Origin of the sequence: Streptomyces sp. NPDC051183 (assembly GCF_040682455.1) — a bacterium.
Lineage (GTDB): Bacteria > Actinomycetota > Actinomycetes > Streptomycetales > Streptomycetaceae > Streptomyces.
Genome location: NZ_JBFBBA010000017.1, coordinates 82842 through 102164, shown reverse-complemented (window position 1 = coordinate 102164; position 19323 = coordinate 82842). Strand labels below are relative to the sequence as shown.

The 19323-nt window shown below is 72.8% G+C and carries 19 protein-coding genes; 12 read left to right on the top strand and 7 right to left on the bottom strand.

Annotated elements, in window-relative coordinates:
• The first annotated feature begins 1 nt into the window (after nucleotide 1).
• Genes AB0M99_RS17390 through AB0M99_RS17340 form a run of 11 tightly spaced genes read left to right on the top strand, consistent with a single transcriptional unit; the run spans nucleotide 2 to nucleotide 11605 of the window.
• Nucleotides 2–1273, top strand: coding sequence for a glycosyltransferase (locus AB0M99_RS17390; RefSeq protein WP_365921174.1), 1272 nt, complete (start codon nucleotides 2–4; stop codon nucleotides 1271–1273).
• Nucleotides 1274–2509 (top strand): class I SAM-dependent methyltransferase, encoded by a 1236-nt coding sequence (locus AB0M99_RS17385; protein WP_365921172.1) that lies wholly within the window; start codon nucleotides 1274–1276, stop codon nucleotides 2507–2509. It begins immediately after the preceding gene.
• Nucleotides 2506–3303, top strand: coding sequence for a glucose-1-phosphate cytidylyltransferase (locus AB0M99_RS17380; protein WP_365921170.1), 798 nt, complete (start codon nucleotides 2506–2508; stop codon nucleotides 3301–3303). Before AB0M99_RS17385 ends, AB0M99_RS17380 begins: the two co-directional genes overlap by 4 nt.
• The gene (locus AB0M99_RS17375) at nucleotides 3300–3947 is read left to right on the top strand and encodes a PIG-L deacetylase family protein (protein WP_365921168.1); all 648 of its coding nucleotides are present in this window, start codon (nucleotides 3300–3302) and stop codon (nucleotides 3945–3947) included. The genes AB0M99_RS17380 and AB0M99_RS17375 overlap by 4 nt, the downstream gene beginning before the upstream one ends.
• A 3-nt stretch (nucleotides 3948–3950) precedes the next feature.
• Complete coding sequence (locus AB0M99_RS17370; RefSeq protein ID WP_365921166.1) at nucleotides 3951–4976, top strand: SDR family oxidoreductase; 1026 nt, start codon at nucleotides 3951–3953, stop codon at nucleotides 4974–4976.
• A complete protein-coding gene (locus tag AB0M99_RS17365) occupies nucleotides 4964–6247 on the top strand; it encodes a DUF4910 domain-containing protein (protein WP_365921164.1) in 1284 nt (427 codons plus the stop codon). The genes AB0M99_RS17370 and AB0M99_RS17365 overlap by 13 nt, the downstream gene beginning before the upstream one ends.
• Entirely contained in the window at nucleotides 6244–7548 is a 1305-nt protein-coding gene (locus AB0M99_RS17360) for a hypothetical protein (RefSeq protein ID WP_365921162.1), read from the top strand. The genes AB0M99_RS17365 and AB0M99_RS17360 overlap by 4 nt, the downstream gene beginning before the upstream one ends.
• Nucleotides 7545–8492, top strand: coding sequence for a glycosyltransferase family 2 protein (locus tag AB0M99_RS17355; RefSeq protein ID WP_365921160.1), 948 nt, complete (start codon nucleotides 7545–7547; stop codon nucleotides 8490–8492). Before AB0M99_RS17360 ends, AB0M99_RS17355 begins: the two co-directional genes overlap by 4 nt.
• Entirely contained in the window at nucleotides 8489–9706 is a 1218-nt protein-coding gene (locus AB0M99_RS17350; RefSeq protein WP_365921158.1) for a polysaccharide pyruvyl transferase family protein, read from the top strand. Before AB0M99_RS17355 ends, AB0M99_RS17350 begins: the two co-directional genes overlap by 4 nt.
• Nucleotides 9707–9711: 5 nt before the next feature.
• Nucleotides 9712–10263, top strand: coding sequence for a dTDP-4-dehydrorhamnose 3,5-epimerase (gene rfbC / locus AB0M99_RS17345; RefSeq protein ID WP_365921280.1), 552 nt, complete (start codon nucleotides 9712–9714; stop codon nucleotides 10261–10263).
• 7 nt (nucleotides 10264–10270) lie between these two features.
• Nucleotides 10271–11605, top strand: a complete 1335-nt coding sequence (locus AB0M99_RS17340; RefSeq protein ID WP_365921156.1) for a glutamate-1-semialdehyde 2,1-aminomutase — start codon at nucleotides 10271–10273, stop codon at nucleotides 11603–11605.
• A 21-nt stretch (nucleotides 11606–11626) separates the two neighbouring features.
• Here AB0M99_RS17340 and AB0M99_RS17335 read toward each other — a convergent pair whose 3' ends face one another.
• Both AB0M99_RS17335 and AB0M99_RS17330 read right to left on the bottom strand, forming a co-directional pair.
• The gene (locus AB0M99_RS17335) at nucleotides 11627–12280 is read right to left on the bottom strand and encodes a phosphatase PAP2 family protein (RefSeq protein ID WP_365921154.1); all 654 of its coding nucleotides are present in this window, start codon (nucleotides 12278–12280) and stop codon (nucleotides 11627–11629) included.
• Between the two features lie 112 nt (nucleotides 12281–12392).
• Nucleotides 12393–13739, bottom strand: coding sequence for a lipase family protein (locus tag AB0M99_RS17330; RefSeq protein WP_365921152.1), 1347 nt, complete (start codon nucleotides 13737–13739; stop codon nucleotides 12393–12395).
• A gap of 352 nt (nucleotides 13740–14091) precedes the next feature.
• On the opposite strand from AB0M99_RS17330, the gene AB0M99_RS17325 reads away from it, so the two are divergent.
• Nucleotides 14092–15366, top strand: a complete 1275-nt coding sequence (locus AB0M99_RS17325; protein ID WP_365921150.1) for a helix-turn-helix domain-containing protein — start codon at nucleotides 14092–14094, stop codon at nucleotides 15364–15366.
• Between the two features lie 84 nt (nucleotides 15367–15450).
• Here the strand turns inward: AB0M99_RS17325 and AB0M99_RS17320 are convergent, their stop codons facing one another.
• Genes AB0M99_RS17320 through AB0M99_RS17300 form a run of 5 tightly spaced genes read right to left on the bottom strand, consistent with a single transcriptional unit; the run spans nucleotide 15451 to nucleotide 19299 of the window.
• Nucleotides 15451–16158, bottom strand: coding sequence for an ABC transporter ATP-binding protein (locus AB0M99_RS17320; protein ID WP_365921148.1), 708 nt, complete (start codon nucleotides 16156–16158; stop codon nucleotides 15451–15453).
• Nucleotides 16155–16940: an ABC transporter ATP-binding protein gene (locus AB0M99_RS17315; RefSeq protein WP_365921146.1), complete on the bottom strand. Its 786-nt coding sequence runs from the start codon at nucleotides 16938–16940 to the stop codon at nucleotides 16155–16157. Before AB0M99_RS17315 ends, AB0M99_RS17320 begins: the two co-directional genes overlap by 4 nt.
• Nucleotides 16937–17914, bottom strand: a complete 978-nt coding sequence (locus tag AB0M99_RS17310) for a branched-chain amino acid ABC transporter permease (protein WP_365921144.1) — start codon at nucleotides 17912–17914, stop codon at nucleotides 16937–16939. The genes AB0M99_RS17315 and AB0M99_RS17310 overlap by 4 nt, the downstream gene beginning before the upstream one ends.
• Nucleotides 17911–18789 (bottom strand): branched-chain amino acid ABC transporter permease, encoded by an 879-nt coding sequence (locus AB0M99_RS17305; protein ID WP_365921142.1) that lies wholly within the window; start codon nucleotides 18787–18789, stop codon nucleotides 17911–17913. Before AB0M99_RS17305 ends, AB0M99_RS17310 begins: the two co-directional genes overlap by 4 nt.
• Before the next feature lie 30 nt (nucleotides 18790–18819).
• Complete coding sequence (locus AB0M99_RS17300) at nucleotides 18820–19299, bottom strand: ABC transporter substrate-binding protein (protein ID WP_365921140.1); 480 nt, start codon at nucleotides 19297–19299, stop codon at nucleotides 18820–18822.
• Between the last annotated feature and the right edge of the window lie 24 nt (nucleotides 19300–19323).

Genomic DNA, 19323 nt, shown 5'->3' with positions numbered 1-19323 from the left:
CATGCACGTTCTCGTGGTGCACAACCGCTACGCCTCGGCGCAGCCGAGCGGGGAGAACAAGGTCGTCGACCAGGAGGTGGCGCTGCTGCGCGGGGCCGGCCACCGGGTCGAGGTGTTCGAGCGGCGCAGCGACGACATCGCCGCCCGGTCCCTGGTCTCCAAGGCGGCGCTGCCGCTGCTGGTGCCGTGGAACCCGGCGGTCCGCAAGGAGCTCGCCGCCCGGCTCCGTACCGAGCGGCCGGACGTGGTGCACGTCCACAACGTCTTCCCGCTGCTGTCGCCCGCGGTGCTGGCCGCCTGCGCCGATGCCGGCGTGCCCGCCGTCGCCACGCTGCACAACTACACCCAGGTCTGCCCGCCCGGCACGCTGCAGCGGGACGGCCGGCCGTGCGCCGAGTGCGTCGGGGCCTCCCCGCTGCCCGCCGTCCGGCACGGCTGCTACCGGGGCTCCCGGCTGGCGACGGTGCCGCTCGCGGTCAGCCTGTCGGTCAACCGGCGGCGGTGGTGGTCCGGCGTGGAGCGGTTCCTGTGCATCTCCGCGGCGCAGCGCGAGGTCCTGGTACGGGCCGGCATGCCGCCGGAGCGGCTGGCGGTGAAGCACAACTTCGTGCCGGAGCCGGACGTCCGCCGCTCGGGCGCCGGGGAGCACCTGCTCTACCTGGGCCGGCTCGCGGAGGCCAAGGGCGTGCGGCTGCTCATGGCCGCGTGGGACGAGCTCGCCGCGGACGGCGGTGCGGGCGTGCCGCTCGTGATCGCCGGCACCGGGCCGCTGGAGCGCGAGGTGACCGCCTGGGCGGCGGGCCGTGACGACGTGCGGTACGTCGGCCTGTACGACCCGGCCCAGTGCGGGCAGGCCATCGCGCGGTCGGTCGCCGTCGTGGCTCCGTCCACGTGGCTGGAGGCCTTCGGCCTGGTGGTCGTGGAGGCGATGGCAGCGGGGGTCCCGACCGTCGCCGCCGGTCACGGCGCCTTCGTCGAACTCGTCGAGGAGGGGGTGACCGGGCTGCTCCACCAGCCGGGCGAGCCCGCCTCGCTCGCGGCCTGCTTGCGCCGGATCACGGCCGAGCCGGCCCGCAACCGGGAGATGGGACGGGCGGCCCGGCGCCGTTACGAGCAGGGGTTCAGCCCGGCCGTCGGGCTGGAGCGCCTGCTGGAGGAGTACCGCACCGCGATCGCGGGTCGGTGCGGCGGCGAGGACGGTGCGCCGCCGGTAGGAGACGGAAACCGCTGGCTCGCGACGGGGCACCCGCGCGAGCAGGGATGGGGGCAGTAGATGACACGATGCCGACTCTGCGGCTCGGCGACGCTGGCGAGCGTCGTCGATCTGGGGGCGACCCCGCCGTGCGAGAGCTTTCTCGCCGCGGACGAACTGGACCGGCCGGAGCCCGCGTACCCGCTGCACCTGCGGGTCTGCACCGACTGCTGGCTCGCGCAGATCCCTCCGCTGATCACGCCGGAGGAGACGTTCACGCAGTACGCGTACTTCTCCTCCTACTCGACCTCCTGGGTGGAGCACGCGCGCACGTTCGTCGCGGACGCCGTGCAGCGGGTGGGGCTCGGCCCCGACGCCTTCGTGGTGGAGGTCGCGAGCAACGACGGGTACCTGCTGAAGCACGTGGTGGACCGCGGGATCCGCTGCCTGGGCGTGGAACCCTCGGTGAACGTCGGCGCCGCGGCGCGGGAGGCGGGTGTGCCCACGCTCACGGCGTTCCTGGAGCCGGCCACGGGCGCCGCCGTCCGCGCCGAGCACGGTCCGGCGGACCTGGTCGTGGCCAACAACGTGTACGCGCACATCCCCGACGTGGTCGGGTTCACCCAGGGGCTGCGCGCCCTGGTCGCCGACGACGGCTGGGTCTCCATCGAGGTGCAGCACCTGCTGACCCTGATCGAGGAGAACCAGTACGACACGATCTACCACGAGCACTTCCAGTACTACACGGTCGCGTCCGCGGCCCGGGCGCTGGCGAGCGGCGGGCTCACGCTCGTGGACGTCGAGCTGCTGCCCACGCACGGCGGTTCCATCCGGCTGTGGGCCCGGCCGGCCGAGGTGGCCGGCGAGCCGTCCCGGCGGGTGACCGACGTCCTGGACCGGGAGAAGGCCGCCGGGCTGCAGGAGCTGTCCGGGTACACCGAGTTCTCCGCCCGTGTGGCCAAGGTGCGCCGGGACCTGCTGCGGTTCCTCATCGAGGCGGCCGAGCGCGGCGAGACGGTCGTCGGCTACGGCGCTCCGGGCAAGGGCAACACCCTGCTCAACCACTGCGGCATCCGGCCCGACCTGCTCCCGTACACGGTCGACCGCAACCCCTACAAGCACGGCAGGTACACGCCGGGCACCCGCATCCCGATCCTGCCGCCCGAGCAGATAGCGGCCGACAGGCCGGACTACGTGCTCGTCCTCCCGTGGAACCTGCGGGACGAGCTGGTCGAGCAGCTGTCCTTCGTGCACGACTGGGGCGGCCGGCTGGTCTTCCCCATCCCGGAACTGAGCATTGTCGAGGTGAAGTCATGAAGGTCGTACTGTTCTGCGGCGGTTACGGACTGCGGATGCGCAGCGGAGCCTCCGACGACTTGCCCAAGCCGATGGCGATGGTCGGCCCGCGGCCGCTGATCTGGCACGTCATGCGCTATTACGCGTACTTCGGGCACAAGGAGTTCATCCTGTGCCTCGGGTACGGGGCCCACCACATCAAGAACTTCTTCCTCAACTACGAGGAGACGACGTCCAACGACTTCGTGCTGCGGGGCGGGCAGGCCGAGTTACTGTCCACCGACATAGCCGACTGGACGATCACGTTCGCGCAGACCGGCATCGAGTCGCCGATCGGCGAGCGGCTGCGCCGGGTGCGCCACCACCTGGACGGCGACGAGATGTTCCTCGCCAACTACGCCGACGTGCTCACCGACGCACCGCTGCCGGAGATGATCGACCGGTTCTCCCAGCGCGACGCCGGGGCGTCGATGATGGTGGTGCCGCCGCAGTCCTCGTTCCACTGCGTGGACCTGGGCGAGGACGGCCTGGTGGGGGGCATCACGCCGGTGAGCGAACTGCCGCTGTGGGAGAACGGCGGCTACTTCGTGCTCCGCCAGGAGGTCTTCGACCACATACCGGAGAACGGCGACCTGGTCGCGGACGGATGCACCCAACTGGCCAAGCAGGGACGGCTGGTGGCACACCAGCACCGCGGTTTCTGGAAGCCGACCGACACCGTCAAGGAGCGGGCCTCGCTCGACGCCGCCTACGCGATGGGCGACCGTCCGTGGGCCGTGTGGGAGCGGGACGGCGCCGGGGCAGGCCGCGCGTGATCCGGCTCGGGGCCGGGCCCCTGGAGCGGATCGTCGCGGTGGGGGCGCACTGCGACGACATCGCCATCGGTGCCGGTGGCACGCTGCTGGCGCTGTGCCTCGCGCGGCCGGGTGTCCGCATCGACGTACTGGTGCTCTCCGGCGGTGGCAGCGAGCGGGAGGCGGAGGAGCAGGCCGCGCTCGCCGCCTTCTGCCCGGGCGCCGATCTGCGGCTGACCGTGCTCAAGCTGCCGGACGGCCGGATGCCCACGCACTGGGACGAGGCCAAGGCCGCGGTCGAGGAACTGCGCGTACGGACCGAGCCGGATCTGGTGCTGGCACCGCGCACCGACGACGCGCACCAGGATCACCGCTGCCTGGCGAAGCTGGTGACCACCGCGTTCCGCGACCACCTCGTGCTCGGCTACGAGATCGTCAAGTGGGACGGGGATCTGGGCCGTCCGGCGGCGTACCAGCCGCTGTCGCCGGAGATCGCCGAACGGAAGGTGGCGCTGCTGCAGGAGCACTACCCCTCGCAGCGGCACCGGCCCTGGTACGACCGGGAGGCCTTCCTCGGTCTCGCACGGATTCGCGGCATCGAATGCCACGCGCGCTACGCCGAGGCGTTCGCCGTCACCAAACTCACTCTCAACCTGGGGGAATGAACCTTGCGCGTACTACTGACCGGACATCAGGGCTACCTGGGCACCGTGATGGCTCCCGTCCTGGCGGCCGCCGGGCACGAGGTCGTCGGTCTTGACTCCGGCCTGTTCGCCGACTGCGTGCTGGGCCCGGTGCCCGCCGACCCGCCGGGGCGGCGGGTGGACCTGCGCGACGTCACGGCCGAGGACGTGGCCGGGGTGGACGCCGTGATCCACCTGGCCGCGCTGTCCAACGATCCGCTGGGCGCGCTGGCCCCGGACCTCACCTACGACATCAACCACCACGCGTCCGTGCGGTTGGCCGAGCTGGCCCGCGAGGCCGGAGTGCGGCGCTTCCTGTACGCGTCCACGTGCTCGGTCTACGGCGCCGCCGGCGGTGACGACCTGGTGGCCGAGGACGCCCCGCTGCGCCCGGTGACTCCGTACGCGGAGTCCAAGGTGCGGGTGGAGGACGACCTGCACGCGCTGGCCGACGGCGACTTCAGCCCGGTGTTCATGCGCAACGCCACCGCCTTCGGCTACTCGCCCCGGCTGCGCGCCGACATCGTGCTCAACAACCTGGTGGGCCACGCGCTGCTCTCCGGCGAGGTGCTGGTGCTCTCCGACGGCACCCCCTGGCGGCCGCTGGTGCACGCCGCCGACATCGCACGGGCCTTCGCGGCCGCGCTGACCGCGCCGCGGGAAGCGGTGCACGACCGGGCGTTCAACATCGGCAGCGAGACCAACAACGTCACGGTCGCCGAGATCGCCGAGCAGGTCGCCGAGGCGGTGTCCGGCGCGCAGGTGAGGATCACCGGGGAGAACGGCGCCGATCCGCGGTCGTACCGGGTGGACTTCTCCCGGTTCCGCGCCGCGGTGCCCGGCTTCGAGTGCGAGTGGACGGTGAAGCAGGGCGCGCTCGAACTCGCCGAGGCCTACCGGAAGCACGGGCTGACCCGGGAGGACTTCGAGCGGCGCTTCACCCGGCTGGCCGTGCTGCGCGCGGCGTCCGAGGCCGGCACGGTCGACGACACCCTGCGGTGGCGCCGATGACCCTGGCCGGCGAGGAGATGCACGCCCTGGTGGAGCGGTTGTACCCGCTGTGCCGGAGCATCACCGGCGATGGTGTGCGCGCGACCCTGGAGATCGTCGGCGAGTACGTCCCGTTGCAGGTGCACGAGGTACCGACCGGTACCCAAGTGCTCGACTGGACGGTGCCGCAGGAGTGGAACATCCGGGACGCGTACGTCGCCGACACCGCGGGCAACCGGGTCGTCGACTTCGCCGCGTCCAGCCTGCACGTGCTCGGCTACAGCGTGCCGGTGTCGGCGACCATGCCGCTGGCCGAACTGCGCGAACACCTGCACACCCTGCCGGACCAGCCGGCGTGGGTGCCGTACCGCACCAGCTACTACAAGCCGACGTGGGGGTTCTGCCTGGCCCAGGAGACCTTGGACGCACTGCCGGACGGCGATTACGAGGTGCGCATCGACTCCACGCTCGCGGACGGCCACCTCACCTACGCCGAGCACGTGGTCCCCGGGCAGGTTCCCGACGAGGTGATCGTCTCCTGCCACGTCTGCCACCCGTCGCTCGCCAACGACAACCTGGCCGGCATCGCGGTGGCGACCTTCCTGGCCCGGGCACTGGCGCGGACGACGCCGTACTACACCTACCGGTTCCTGTTCGCGCCCGGCACCATCGGGGCGATCACCTGGCTGGCCCGCAACGCGGAGCGGGTGGAGAGGGTCAAGCACGGGCTGGTGCTGGCCTGCGCCGGCGACCGGGGCCAACTGACCTACAAACAGAGCAGGCGCGGCGACGCGGAGATCGACCGGGTGCTGCGGCACGTCCTCACCACCTCCGAACGCCCGCACCGCATCACCGAGTTCACTCCGTACGGCTATGACGAGCGGCAGTTCTGCTCGCCCGGGTTCGATCTCGGCGTGGGTTCGCTCAGCCGGACCCCGTACGCCGGATACCCCGAGTACCACACCTCGGCGGACAACCCGGACTTCGTCTCCCCGGAGGCGATGGCGGACACGCTCGCCGTGTGCCGCGAGGCATTCGCCGTCCTGGACCGCAACCGGCGCTACGTCAACCTCAGCCCCTACGGCGAACCGCAGCTGGGGCGGCGCGGGTTGTACGACTCGCTCGGCGGCCGCAGCGACGCGAAGCAGGCCGAGATGGCGATGCTGTGGGTGCTCAGCCTCTCCGACGGCGAGCACGGCCTGCTGGACGTCGCCGAGCGGTCGGGGCTGCCGTTCGACACCGTCGCGGCCGCGGCGGACGCCCTGCACGGCGCCGGGCTGATCAAGGCATGACAGAAATGACCACCGAGGGGGAGAACCCGACGACACCGGCGGAGCGGCGGACCGCCAAGCGGGCCATGGCCGGGCGGTTGTCCTGGGGACTGGCCGACCAGGCGGCCTCCAGCATGACCAACTTCGCGGTGGGGATCTACGTGGCCCGCTCGCTGGGGCTGGCCGCGTTCGGCGTGTTCAGCCTGGCCTGGGTGACGTACGGCGTGGTGCTCAACGTCTCCCGCGGGCTGGCCACCGACCCCCTGGTGGTCCGCTTCAGCGGCGCGCCGGTGGCGGCCTGGCGCGGGGCGGTGGCCCGGTCGTCGGGCGCCGCACTCGGCGTCGGCGCCGCCATCGGCGCGGCGTGCCTGGCGGTCGGCCTCGGGGTCGGCGGCCCGGTGGGGCCCGCGTTCGCCTGCCTCGGCGTCGTGCTGCCGGGGCTGCTGCTCCAGGACGCCTGGCGGTTCTCGTTCTTCGCCGCGGGCGCCGGGCGCAAGGCGTTCGCCAACGACCTCCTGATGGGCGTCGCGCTCGTCCCGGCCATGGTGGCGGCGGCCCGCGTGGGCAGCGTGGCCGCCTTCGTGCTCGCCTGGGGCGCGTCCGCCGCGGTGGCCGCGGGATACGGCTGCTTCCAGTCCGGCATCCTGCCCCGGCCGACCGGAGCGCGCGAGTGGCTTCGCGAGCACCGTGACCTCGGCTCCCGGTACCTGGTCGAGAACGTCAGCCTCAGCGGCGCGGCCCAGCTGCGGGCGTACGGGCTCGGCGCGATCGTCGGGGTCGGTTCGGTGGGCGCGGTCCGGGGCGCCGAGCTCCTGCTCGGCCCGTTCCTCGCCGTGCTGATGGGGCTGTCCCTGGTCACCGTGGCGGAGGCGGCACGGGTGCTGCGGCGGGCCCCGCACCGGCTGGGCAGGTTCTGCCTCCTGCTGGGCGGTGGGCAGGCCGCCGCCGCGCTGCTCTGGGGCGCGGCACTGCTGCTGGTGCCGGACCGGGGCGGCGAACTCGTACTCGGCGACGTCTGGAGCTCCGCGTCGGAGCTCATCGTGCCGGCCACGCTCGGCGTCGTGGGCGCGAGCCTCGGCACGGGCGCGGCGGCCGGGCTGCGGGCGCTCGCCGCGGCCCGGCGCAGCCTGCGCTGCCAGCTGATCGCCTCCGCCTTCTATGTCAGCGGCGGGCTCGGCGGGGCGGCCCTGGCCGGCACGGTCGGCTCGGCCTGGGGCGTCGCAGCCGCGACGTTGAGCGGCTCGGCCGTGTGGTGGCTACAGCTGCGGTCCGCCCTGCGCGAGCGCCATCCCAACCCGATCCCCGAAGTGAGGACGCAATGACCGCCCAACCCAGGCTGAGCATCGGCCTGCCCGTGTACAACGGCGAGGAGTACCTGGCCGAGGCCCTCGACGCCCTGCTCGGCCAGACCTACGAGGACTTCGAGCTGGTCATCTCCGACAACGCCTCGACCGACGGGACCCAAGGCATCTGCCGCAAGTACGCCGCGCAGGACTCGCGCATCCGGTACCTCCGGCTGCCCCGGAACATCGGCGCCGCTCCGAACCACAACCACGTGTTCACCGAGTGCCGCGGCGAGCTGTTCAAGTGGGCCTCGCACGACGACCTGTACGCCCGGGACCTGCTGCGCAGCTGCGTGCAGGCGCTGGACGAGCGGCCGGAGGTGATCCTCGCCCACTCCGGCCAGGCGGTCATCGACGGCGACGGCCGGGTGAAGGTCCCGTACGAGTACGGGATCGCCACCGACTCGCCGCACGCGCCGGAGCGCTTCCGCAGTTTCCTGTTCGCGCCCGGCGGCGACGACTTCTACGGGGTGATGCGGGCCGACGTACTGCGCCGGGTGAAGCCGCACGACAGCTACCACCACGCGGACCGTACGTTCGTCGCCGAGATCGTCCTGCACGGGCCCTTCCACCAGGTGCCGGAGCTGCTGTACTTCCGCCGCGACCACCCCACCCGAGCCGAGCGGGCGAACCCCGGCAAGCGCTCCCGGTGCGTCAATCTGGACCCGCGCCGGGCCGGCCCGCTGCACCCGACGCCCCGGCTGCTCGCCGAGTACGTCTGGGGCTTCGTCGCGGCGATCCGGCGGGCGCCGTTGTCCGCGGCCGACCGGCGCGCCTGCTACCGCCACCTGTCCGTCTGGATGGCCAGCCGGGTCCGGCCGGGCGCCGGCGAGCGGGTCGAGGACCGGGCCCCGGTCGACCCGGCCCTGCTCACCGTCTCCGTGGACGCCGTCGTCGCGGGCCGTGAGGGGAGGCGGTCGTGACTCCCCTGCGTGTCGGGGTGTTCGGCCTGCTCGGCTCGGGCAACCTCGGCAACGACGGGTCGCTGCAGGCCGTGCTCGGGTACCTGCGCGCCGAGCACCCGCAGGCGGTCGTGGACGCGCTGTGCGGCGGGCCGGAGGTGGTCGAGACCCGGTACGGGATCCCCGCGACGCGGCTGCACTGGTTCCGCGGGGAGTACCGGACCGCGTCGCGGGCGGGCGCCGTGGCCGGGAAGGGCATGGGCAAACTCGTCGACGTCTTCCGCACCGCCGCCTGGGTGCGGCGGCACGACGTGGTGATCGTGCCGGGCATGGGCGTGCTGGAGGCCACGCTGCCGCTGCGGCCGTGGGGATTCCCGTACTCGCTGTTCCTGCTGTGCGCGAGCGGCCGGCTGCTCGGTACCCGGGTCGCGCTGGTCGGCGTCGGCGCCGCCGAGATCGGCAACCGGCCCACGCGCACCCTGGTGCGGTGGTCGGCGCGGCTCGCCGCCTACCGGTCGTACCGGGACGCCCTGTCCCGTGACGCGATGCGGGCGATGGGCGTGGACACCGCGCGCGACGAGGTGTACCCGGATCTCGCCTTCGCCCTCCCGACACCGGGAGCGAGCACGCACCCGGGAGCGCCGGGCCCCGTCTGCGTCGGCGTCATGGACTTCCACGGCGGCGACGACGACCGCGCCCGGGCCGGGGAGATCCACCGGCGCTACCTGGACGGGACGATCCGCTTCGTGCGCGCACTGGTCGAGGACGGCAGGCCGGTCCGGCTGCTCACCGGCGACGAGTGCGATGCGCCGGTGGTCGACGCGATCATCGACGCGGTGGACTCGCCGCTGGTCACCGCCGCCGAGACGGCCTCCCTGGCCGACCTGATGAAGGAGATGGCGGCCGCCGACTCCGTGGTGGCGACCCGCTACCACAACCTGGTCTGCGCGCTGAAGGTCGGCACGCCGACGCTCGCGCTCAGCTACGCGGCGAAGAGCAACGCGCTGATGGCTCAGATGGGCCTCGCCACGTACTGCCACCCCGCCCGGGAGGTCGATGCCGACCGGCTGCTCGAACAGTTCCGGGCACTGGAGGAACGGGCGGCGGAGCTGCGCAGCACCCTCGCCGAGCGCAACCAGGACGCCGTGCGGCGCCTGGAGCACCAGTTCACCGCCCTGACCACGACCTTGTTCACGGCAACCGACCACACCCACACCTCGCGGAAGGCTCCATGACGGCAATGAAAGCGACCGAAGTCCCGGCGATCTCCGGTGCGTACCTGTTCGAGCCGACGCCGTACGCCGACGAGCGCGGCTTCTTCTGCCGCACCTTCGACGCCGACGTGGTCCGCTCGGTGGGCATCGACCCGGACGCCTTCGTCCAGGACAGCGTGTCCCGCTCGGTCCGGGGCGTGCTGCGCGGCCTCCACCTGCGCTCCGGCGCCGGCGAGGCCAAGCTCGTGCGGTGCTCGTACGGGAAGATCTTCGACGTCGTCGTGGACCTGCGGCCCGATTCGCCCACCTACCGCAACCGGGCCTTCTTCGAGCTGTCCGGCGAGACGCAGGCGACCCTGTACATCCCGGCGGGGTGCGCGCACGGCTTCCAGGCGCTGTCCGGGACCGCCGACACCTCGTACCGGATCGACCGCCCGCACGATCCGGCCGAGGACGTGACGATCGCCTTCGACGACCCGGAGCTCGCCATCCCCTGGCCGCTGCCGGCCGTATCGATGTCCCAGCGGGACCGGGAGGCACCGAGCCTCGCCGAGGTCCTGAAGCACAAGGAGAGTTGAGGCAGCCGTGGCCACCGAACACACCGAAGAGCTCGACCTGCCGCGGTCGAGGCAGGCGAACGAGCGGCTGCACGAGTTGATCCCCGGCGGCGCGCACACCTACGCCAAGGGCGACGACCAGTTCCCCGAGGACCTGGCCCCGGTCATCAGTCATGGCCGCGGCGCCCACGTGTGGGACGTCGACGGCAACCGCTACGTCGAATACGGCTCCGGCCTGCGGTCGGTGAGCCTCGGCCACGCCCACCCGCGCGTGGTCGAGGCGGTACGGCGGGAACTCGACCGCGGCAGCAACTTCGCCCGTCCGTCCATCGTGGAGGTGGAGGCCGCGGAGCGCTTCCTGGCCACGGTGCCGACCGCCGAGATGGTGAAGTTCGCGAAGAACGGCTCCGACGTCACCACCGCCGCGGTGCGCCTCGCCCGCGCCGTCACCGGGCGCCCGCGGGTGGCCGTCTGCGGCGACCATCCGTTCTTCTCCGTCGACGACTGGTTCATCGGCACCACACCGATGTCCGCCGGGATTCCGGCGGCGACCACCGAACTGACCGTGGCGTTCCCCTACGGGGACCTGGCCGCCACGGAGGAGCTGCTCACCCGGTACGCGGACGAGGTGGCCTGCCTGATCCTCGAACCCGCCGGCCACACCGAGCCGCCGCCCGGGTACCTCTCGGGCCTGCGCGAACTGGCCGACCGGCACGGCTGCGTACTGATCTTCGACGAGATGATCACCGGCCTGCGCTGGTCCGAGGCGGGCGCCCAGGGCCTGTACGGCGTCGTCCCCGACCTCTCCACCTTCGGCAAGGCGCTGGGCAACGGGTTCGCCGTCTCCGCGCTGGCCGGACGCCGCGACCTCATGGAGCGGGGCGGGCTGCGTCACCCCGGCGACCGGGTGTTCCTGCTGTCCACCACGCACGGCGCGGAGACGCACTCCCTGGCCGCCGCGATGGCCGTGCAGAGCACCTACGTCGAGGAGGGCATCAGCGCGCAGCTGCACGCCCTCGGCGAGCGGCTGGCCGCCGGTGTCCGCGAGGCCGCGGCCGGCATGGGCGTCGGCGACCACCTCGTCGTACGGGGCCGGGCCAGCAACCTGGTCTTCGCCACCCTCGACGGGAACGGGCGGCCGTCGCAGGAGTACCGCACGCTGTTCCTGCGCCGGCTCCTGACGGGCGGGGTGCTGGCTCCGTCGTTCGTGGTGAGCAGCGCGCTCGGCGAAGCCGACATCGAGCACACCGTGGAGGTGGTGGCCCAGGCGTGCGCGGTCTACCGCAAGGCGCTGGACGCCGGTGACCCCACCCCCTGGCTGGCCGGGCGGGCGGTGAAGCCCGTCTTCCGCCGCCTGGCATGACGTAACGCAGCGTCAGCGGCACTACCGCCGGCCGGCGTCGGCCACCGTATCGACCAGCCACGCGGTCGCCGGCGCCACCGCCAGCGCGGTGCACCATCCACCGAGGACGTCGGTCGGGTAGTGCGCGCCCAGGGCGACCTGGGCCCAGCCCATGGCGGCGCCCGCGACCAGCGCCGCGGCGAGCACGAACAGCGCGCCGGCCGTCCTGCCGAGGCCGAGACGGCCGGTCGCGAGCAGCGCCGCGAGGAGGGCGAGCGCGGTGAGGAAGGCGGTGTGCCCGCTCGGGAAGGACAGGTGGCCGCCGTTGATGGTGCGTCCCACCACGTGCTTGAGCAGCGTCGCCGTCACCACGGCCGCGCCGGCGCCGCCGACCACGACCACCGCCGCGCGAATCCGCCGGAGCAGCAGGCAGCCCGTCACGATGGCGGCGACCAGCGCCGCCGCGCCCACGGGTTCGCCCAAGTAATCGATGACCAGGGCGACTTGCCGCGAAGGCGACGGCCTCGCGCCGTACACCGCCGCCCCGATCCGCGCGTCCACCGCGCCGGGCTGCCCGGCGTCGGCGTACAGCACCCCGAGCACGGCGACCACCAGCGCGGCGAGCCCCGCGACCGGCCCGAGCCACGTCCCGTCCGCCGCGCGCAGCGCCGGGCGCCGCGGTGTCACGTCGCCCAACACGAGCCCCCCGTCGTATCCCGACACCCTCCGGCGACCATAACAGCGGGCCGTGCACGGGCGGGGCCCCGCCGCGCAATGCCGCCCGGCGGGGCCCGGGGTGCTCAGGGCGTCAGGACGTGGGTACGGGAACCTCGGGCGCCAGCGAGTTGCCCGCGGGGATGCGGCCGCAGTCGGACGGGGCGTTCCTGCCCGCGAAGCGGTCGTTCAGCCAGTTCATCGCGACGGGTGCCCAGATGACGGGCACGCCGACGTGGCTGAGCAGGTCGAACTGCTGGTACTTGATCGCTCCGTTGCCGGTTCCGCAGTACTGCCGGGCGAGCGTCCGCACGTCTCCGGCGACCATGACCCCGTCACCGGTGCCGATGCCCGGACGGTTGCCGAAGGTGCCTTCCAGGACTCCCCCGTTGCCCTGTGCGATGTACCCGGGGATGGTCGGGGTGGGCGCCGAGCCGAGGTTGATCCTGTTCACCACCTGGACGAAGGCGGGCACCGAATTCGGGTCGGAGTACTGCGACTTCGCCATCTTCTTCCAGGTCAGCCCGGGGTAGTGGCCCAGCGCATCGACGATCGAGCCGCGCTCCAGCTTCCGGTACACCTCCAGGCCGTAGCTGTTGAGGTAGGGCTTGAGGTCGATGCCGTACGACCGGGAGACGCCGATGACCGCCATGGGGATGACGCCCGACCACACGAGGGAGCCGTCCACGTACTTGAGGTTGTGCGCCGGGTCCACGAGCAGACCGCCCTCGGCGAATCCCACCAGCTTGCTGTTGACATCGGGCGCGTAGGACGGAGCGAGCGCGGCCGCCCAGTTGGTCGCGATGGCGCCGCCGGAGTATCCCATCAGGCCGAACCTGGTGTCGGCGTTCATGCCGGTCTCCGCGGCCCGGGTCGCGGCGCGGATCGAGTCCAGCGTGTTGGTCGCGTACTCGGGGCCCGCCGCGAAGTTGGCGGTCTGGCCCTCGGTGTCCGGGATGACGAGGTTGTAGCCCTGGAGCAGCAGCGGGGCCATGAAGACGGCCTCCGCGTTCGCGATGGCGCCGCCCAGGCTGAGGTTGCCGGCGATGGCCCGGGAGGGGCCGTCCTCGGGGTCGAGCGAGTCGTAGAACGACTGGTAGGAGACCGCCTTGCTGCTGTCGCCCGTGAGGCTGCGCACCACCGTGGTCACGTTGGCGGACGGGCGGCCCTGGGCGTCGGTGGTGCGGTAGAGCAGTTGGATCGCCTTGACCGGCGTGGGAAGGCCCACGAGGTGGTACTGCAGCGTCCGCGTCTTCAGGACGGTGCCCGGCGCGAACGAGGACAGGGGCTCGCTGCCGGTGTAGGTGTAGAAGGAGTCGCTCGCGGTGGCACTCGACGACGCCGGCGCGGCGGCCTCGGCGGCCGTCGCCGCCGGAGCGGCGGCCAGGGCCATCGCGGTGACAAGGGCGGTGGCCAGTAGACGGACAGCGTTCTTGGGCATGACTCCCCCGAATCGTGGAATGGGATCGCTGGATTTGTCGCAGTGGGCAAATGGCAGGTGTCAGCGGTCGGCGCTGGTGTACGGATCAACGGGCGCGGGCGGCGCAGGCAACGCCGGCAGGGAGGCGGCCTCATCAGACGGGTGCGCGGCGGCCTGTTGCGCGGGCACGGCGGTCCTCCGGTGCGGGTGGGGGCGTGGGGATCCGGTGGAGGATGCGGTCTGGGGTACGAACGCGTCTGGCGATCCACCGGGCAGGCGTGTTACCAACTAGTAAGTAACGTCCTGGAAACAGCATGGGTGCGGGACCGGGCCATGTCTCCGGGTCGCACAACAGAGATTCGTGAGGTGAATTGTGACGGCGTCCAAACCGGCGGAGCGCGCGGTGGGACCGCAGTTCGGCGGCGTCCCGGTCCACGAGCGGCTCCTGGCCGCCGCGCCGACCCTGGCGCCGGCGGTGACGGCCCGGCTCGTCGAGCAGTTGCCCGCCTACGGAGCACTGCCCTCGGAACAGCTCCGCGGTGAGGTCACCAAGGAGGTGGACCGCGGGATCCGGGCCTTCATCCGGGTGCTGCGCCACGGGGAGCTGCCGGAGGAGGCCGAGTTGGAGAGGATCAGCGAGTCCTCGGCCCGGCGCGCCGACGAGGGCGTGCCGCTGGAAGCCGTCGTCGGCGCCTACCACTTCGGTGCGGAGGAGTGCGCGGCCCAGGTCCTCGCGACGGCCGAGCCGGGCGACCTGCCGGACGTGCTCCTCGTCCAGCACCGGCTGCTCGGCTACCTCCGGCAGGTGAGCTGCGCGGTCGCGGCAGGGTACGTACAGGAGCGGCAGGCGGCCCTCGGGGACGATCAGGTCGCCCGGCAGTCCCTGCTGTCGCGGCTGCTGGAGGGCGGCGACCCGCAGGCCGCGGCCGACCGCGCCGGCATCCGGCTGCCCACCGCGTACCTGGTCCTGAGCATCGCCATGGGACCGCACCCGGACGAACTGCGGCCCGGCGTCAACCACTCCGTCGCCGCCCGCCGCAAACTCCGGCGGCTGCGCAACGAACTGCAGCGCCAGACCCCGGGCGTCCCGCTGTCCGTGCTGTCCGGCGACGGGGGGCTGGTGCTGATCCCGTACGAGACTCCGGCCGCCGACTTCGGCTCCGCGGACCGGGAGCGGCTCACCCGGCTCGTCGAGCAGCTGGGCCGGATGTGCGGCGCCGAGCTGCAGGTGGCGGCGGCCGCCGCCGCGCCGGACGGCGTCGCGGACGCCGCCCGGATGGTCGCCGAGGTACGGAGGGTGGCGGCGGCCTCCGGCCGGGGGCCCGGGCTCTACCTGCTCGACGACGTACTGCTGGAGTACCAGCTGAGCCGCCCGAGCCCGGCCAGGGACGGGCTCGCCGCGCTGCTCGGCCCACTGGCCGGGCGCGCGGAACTGCTCGACACGCTGCGCACCTTCCTCGCCTGCGGCATGGACCGCCGCCGGGCCGCCGCCCGGCTCCAGGTCCACCCCAACACGGTGGACTACCGCCTGCGCAAGGCGACGGAGCTCACCGGCCTGGACGCGGCCCGGGGCGCCGACCTGCTGACGCTCCACGCCGCGCTGGCCGCCCACGACTCCGTACGGCAGGGCGAGCCCGACACCGGCTGACCGGACGGTGGTTGACGACGTGGGCTGACGCGGGCGACGTGCGAAGGCGTCCGGGTCGGGCCCGGGCGGGCCCGACCCGTCAGGTCAGTCGACGCCCAGCAGGCGCCGTCGGTCCTCGGGACTGGCTCGGAACTCCGCGCAGGCCGCCTCGTGGACGATGCGGCCCTTCTGCATGACCGCAACGTTCTGGGCGACGGAGAGGGCGAGCCCCAGGTTCTGCTCGACGAGGACCACCGACATGCCCTGCGCGCTCACCTCGCGGATGACCTCGCCCACTTGGGCGACGACGGCGGGGGCGAGGCCGTCGGACGGCTCGTCGAGGAGCAGCAGCCGCGGATTCCCCAACAGGGCCCGGGCTATCGCGACCATCTGCTGTTCCCCGCCGGAGAGCTGGTCTCCGCGGTGCCCGAGCCGCTCCCCCAGCCGCGGGAGCAGGTCGAGGACGCGGGCCCTCGTCCACGGGCCCCGGGCCGTACGCCTCGACGCGATCGCCAGGTGCTCCGCCACGGTCAGCGGGGCGAAGACCCGGCGCCCCTGCGGTACGACACCCACCCCGGCCCGGGCGATCACATCGACGCGGGCTCCGGCGATCTCCCGCCCGCCGAGGGTGACGCTGCCCTCGTACGGCCGGACGAGGCCCATGACGGTCGAGACGAGGGTGGTCTTCCCGACCCCGTTGCGGCCGAGGACCGCGACGATCCCGCCCTCGTCGAGGTCGAGGTCGACGCCGCCCAGGACCACTCCCCCCGCGTAGCCGGAGCTCAGGCCGCGCATGCTGAAGAACGGTTTCACGAGGCGGCCTCCATCGTGCCGAGGTAGGCGCTCTGGACCTCGCTGGAGGCCCGCACCTGGTCCGGCGAGCCCGTTGTCAGGTGTCTGCCGAGGTGCATGACCGTCACCGTGTCGGCGAGCTCGAAGACCATGTCGAGGTCGTGTTCGATCAGGAGGACCGTCACGTCGGCGGGCAGGGCGGCGACGAGTTCGGTGAGTCGCGCCGCCTCCGCCGGGGACATCCCGGCGGCCGGCTCGTCCAGCAGCAGCAGCCGCGGTTCGGTGGCCAGGGCGACGGCGACCTCCAGCTGCCGCCGTTCGCCGTGCGAGAGGGCGGCCGCCAGGACGTCGTGCCGGCCGGGCAGCCCCACCCGCGCGAGGAGCGTCCGGGCCTGCTCGATCGACTCCGTCCGGGCGCTCACCCTCCGCCAGCCGCCGAGCCCGGCACCGGCACCGGCAGCGGCACGGGCGCGGGCGCGGCGCAGGACGGCGAGCAGGACGTTCTCCAGCACGGTCTCGCGCAGGAAGAGGCTGGAGTGCTGGAACGTCGCGGCGACACCGAGTCCGACCCGCCGGTCCACGGGCAGCCGGGTCACGTCCTTGCCGTCGACGAGGATGGTCCCGCCGGTCGTCGCGAGCGTTCCCGAGATCAGGCCGAACAGCGTCGACTTGCCGGCGCCGTTCGGTCCGATGACCGCGTGCCTGGCACCCCGGCGCACGGTGAGGTCGACCTCGTCCAGGGCCCGGAAGGATCCGAAGTGCCGGGATACCTGGCGCAGTTGCAGTAGATCGCGTTCAGTCACGCCGTCCTCTTCCGGGTCAGCTTGGGCGGGATCCGTACACCGGCCAGCCCTCGGGGCAGCGCGTAGACGGCGATCACGAAGAACAGTCCGAGCAGCAACGGCCCGCGTCCCGCGACGGCTTCGAGGTTTCCGAGGTAGTCGCGGGTGAGCCAGACGAGGGCGGCTCCGGCACAGGCCCCCCGCATCGAGCCGGAGCCGCCGATGACGACGGCGAGCAGGGCCAGCGCGGCGATCTCGAACCCCGCGTCGCCGGGCGAGACGAACCGCTGCACCGACACCCACAGCCCCCCTGCGACGCCGGCCAGCGCACCGGCGCCGCAGTAGACGGCCAGGGCGTAGCGTCGGGTGGGGTACCCGATCGCGCTCATGCGGCGTTCGTTGTCGCGGATTCCGCGCAGGGCGAGGGCGAACGGCGTCGCGCCCAGGCGGGAGACGGCCGCGAAGAGCGCCAGGAACACGGCGAGGACGTAGAAGTACACCAGCCCGTCGAGCTCCAGCGCGGACATGCCCGGCAGCGGTACGACGGGCGGGATGCCGGACACCCCGTCGGTGCCGTTCGTCAGCGACTTCCAGTTGACGGCGGCGCTGTAGGCGATCTCGCCGATGGCCAGCGTCAGCATCAGGAACACCACGCCCCGGGCCCGCACCGCCAGCCATCCGGTGGGCAGGGCCACCAGCGCGGAGACTCCGGCAGCGATGAGCAGTTGGAGTACCCCGACGTCGGTGAGCCGCGTAGCGACGATCGCCGCCGTATAGGCACCGACGCCGAAGTAGGCCGACTGGCCGAGGGTCGGCAGCCCGGTCAGGCCGGTGAGCAGGTTCACGCTGATCGCGAGAAGGGCGAACACCAGGATCCGCGACAGGGTGCCGATGGCGTACGGACCGAGGACGAAGGGCGCCGCCGCGAGCCCGAGGGCAACGGCGGCCGTGGACAGCCGCCGTGCGGCGAAGGCGTCTGAACCGGACCGGCTCATGCGCGCACCCCCGACGGGACCAGGCCGTGCGGGCGGACGACGAGCACGACCAGCATGGTGCCGAAGAGCAGGAACGGGGCGTACTCCGGGAGGAGCGCCACGCCGAGCGTCTGCACCTGGCCGATGAGGAGCGCGCCGGTGAGCGCGCCGCGCACGGATCCGAGACCGCCCACGACCACGACGACGAGGGAGAGGACGAGGACGGTCTCGTCGACGCCCGGGCCGGGACCCAGGATCGGCGCCCCGAGGACGCCGCCGACCACGGCCAGTGCCGCGCCGAGGGCGAAGACCCCGTAGAGCACCTTGCGGATGTCCACGCCCAGGGCGCGGACCATGTCGCGGTCCGCGACGGTGGCCCGTACCAGCGCTCCGAGGGAGCTGCGCTCGAACAGGAGGTACACGGCGGCGGCGAGGCCGGCCGCGACGCCGATGAACACGAGCCGGTAGACCGGATAGGCATGGCCGAGGAGGTCCACCGTCCCGCGCAGCGAGTTCGGCGGGTCGGTGGGCAGCACCTCGCCGCCGAAGGCAGCGGCGAGGAGATCGGCGACGATGAAGGTGATGCCGAGCGTCAGCACGGCCTGGTCGAGGTGCCCGCGGCCGGCAAGCGGCTGGGTGAGGAACGTCAGCGCCGCTCCGCCCAGGACGCCCAGGAGGGCGCCGGCCGCCAGCGCGAGGAGCAGGCCCCCCAGGCTCCCGTCGGACAGGGCGTACGCGACGTAGGCGCCGGCGAGGTAGAGCGTGCCGTGAGCCAGGTTGAGCACGTCCATCATGCCGAAGACCAGGGAGAGGCCGACGGCGATCGTGAACAGGAGCAGACCGAAGGCGACCCCGTCGATGACGCTGACGAAGTTGCCGTCCAACCATCCGTACATGTCAGCCGCCCAGCCGGACGAGCTCGGAACTCACGGTGTTGGTCCCCTGCTTGACCTCGCGCAGGTACCAGGGCTGCACGGGCGTGCCGCCGCTGTTGAACCGCCAGGTGCCGCGCGGGCTTTCGATGTCCCCGACCCCGGCGATGGCGGCGTTGACCGTCTCCGACTGACCACGCCGCTCACCGCCAGCACCCGGTCCTGCTTGACCAGCTTCTCCGCCGCCGCCTTGCCGGAGTCGGCCGTCTCCCCTTCGTCCGCGACGACGATCTCCACCTCGCGCCCGCCGAGCCTGCCGCCGTGCTGTTCGACGTAGAGCTCGAAGCCCTGCTTCATGTCGTCGCCCAGCGCCTTGTAGGTCCCCGACTGCGGGACGAGGAGCCCGATCTTCAAGGGTCCGTTCTGCTTGTCGCCGTCGCCCGTCCCCAGGCTGGCGCCACCGCACGCCGTGGCCAGGAAGAGGGCTGCCGTCGTCACGGCGATCAGACCAACGGGACGAAATCGACCTGCCATGGAAACTCCGAACGTTGTCAACCG

Bases quoted from the DNA above. Each gene is read 5' to 3' on its own strand.
- AB0M99_RS17390 (WP_365921174.1), top strand. From the start codon at position 2: ATGCACGTTCTCGTGGTGCACAACCGCTACGCCTCGGCGCAGCCGAGC.
- AB0M99_RS17385 (WP_365921172.1), top strand. From the start codon at position 1,274: ATGACACGATGCCGACTCTGCGGCTCGGCGACGCTGGCGAGCGTCGTC.
- AB0M99_RS17380 (WP_365921170.1), top strand. From the start codon at position 2,506: ATGAAGGTCGTACTGTTCTGCGGCGGTTACGGACTGCGGATGCGCAGC.
- AB0M99_RS17360 (WP_365921162.1), top strand. From the start codon at position 6,244: ATGACAGAAATGACCACCGAGGGGGAGAACCCGACGACACCGGCGGAG.
- AB0M99_RS17355 (WP_365921160.1), top strand. From the start codon at position 7,545: ATGACCGCCCAACCCAGGCTGAGCATCGGCCTGCCCGTGTACAACGGC.
- rfbC (WP_365921280.1), top strand. From the start codon at position 9,712: ATGAAAGCGACCGAAGTCCCGGCGATCTCCGGTGCGTACCTGTTCGAG.
- AB0M99_RS17330 (WP_365921152.1), bottom strand. From the start codon at position 13,739: ATGCCCAAGAACGCTGTCCGTCTACTGGCCACCGCCCTTGTCACCGCG.
- AB0M99_RS17310 (WP_365921144.1), bottom strand. From the start codon at position 17,914: ATGAGCCGGTCCGGTTCAGACGCCTTCGCCGCACGGCGGCTGTCCACG.
- AB0M99_RS17305 (WP_365921142.1), bottom strand. From the start codon at position 18,789: ATGTACGGATGGTTGGACGGCAACTTCGTCAGCGTCATCGACGGGGTC.
- AB0M99_RS17300 (WP_365921140.1), bottom strand. From the start codon at position 19,299: ATGGCAGGTCGATTTCGTCCCGTTGGTCTGATCGCCGTGACGACGGCA.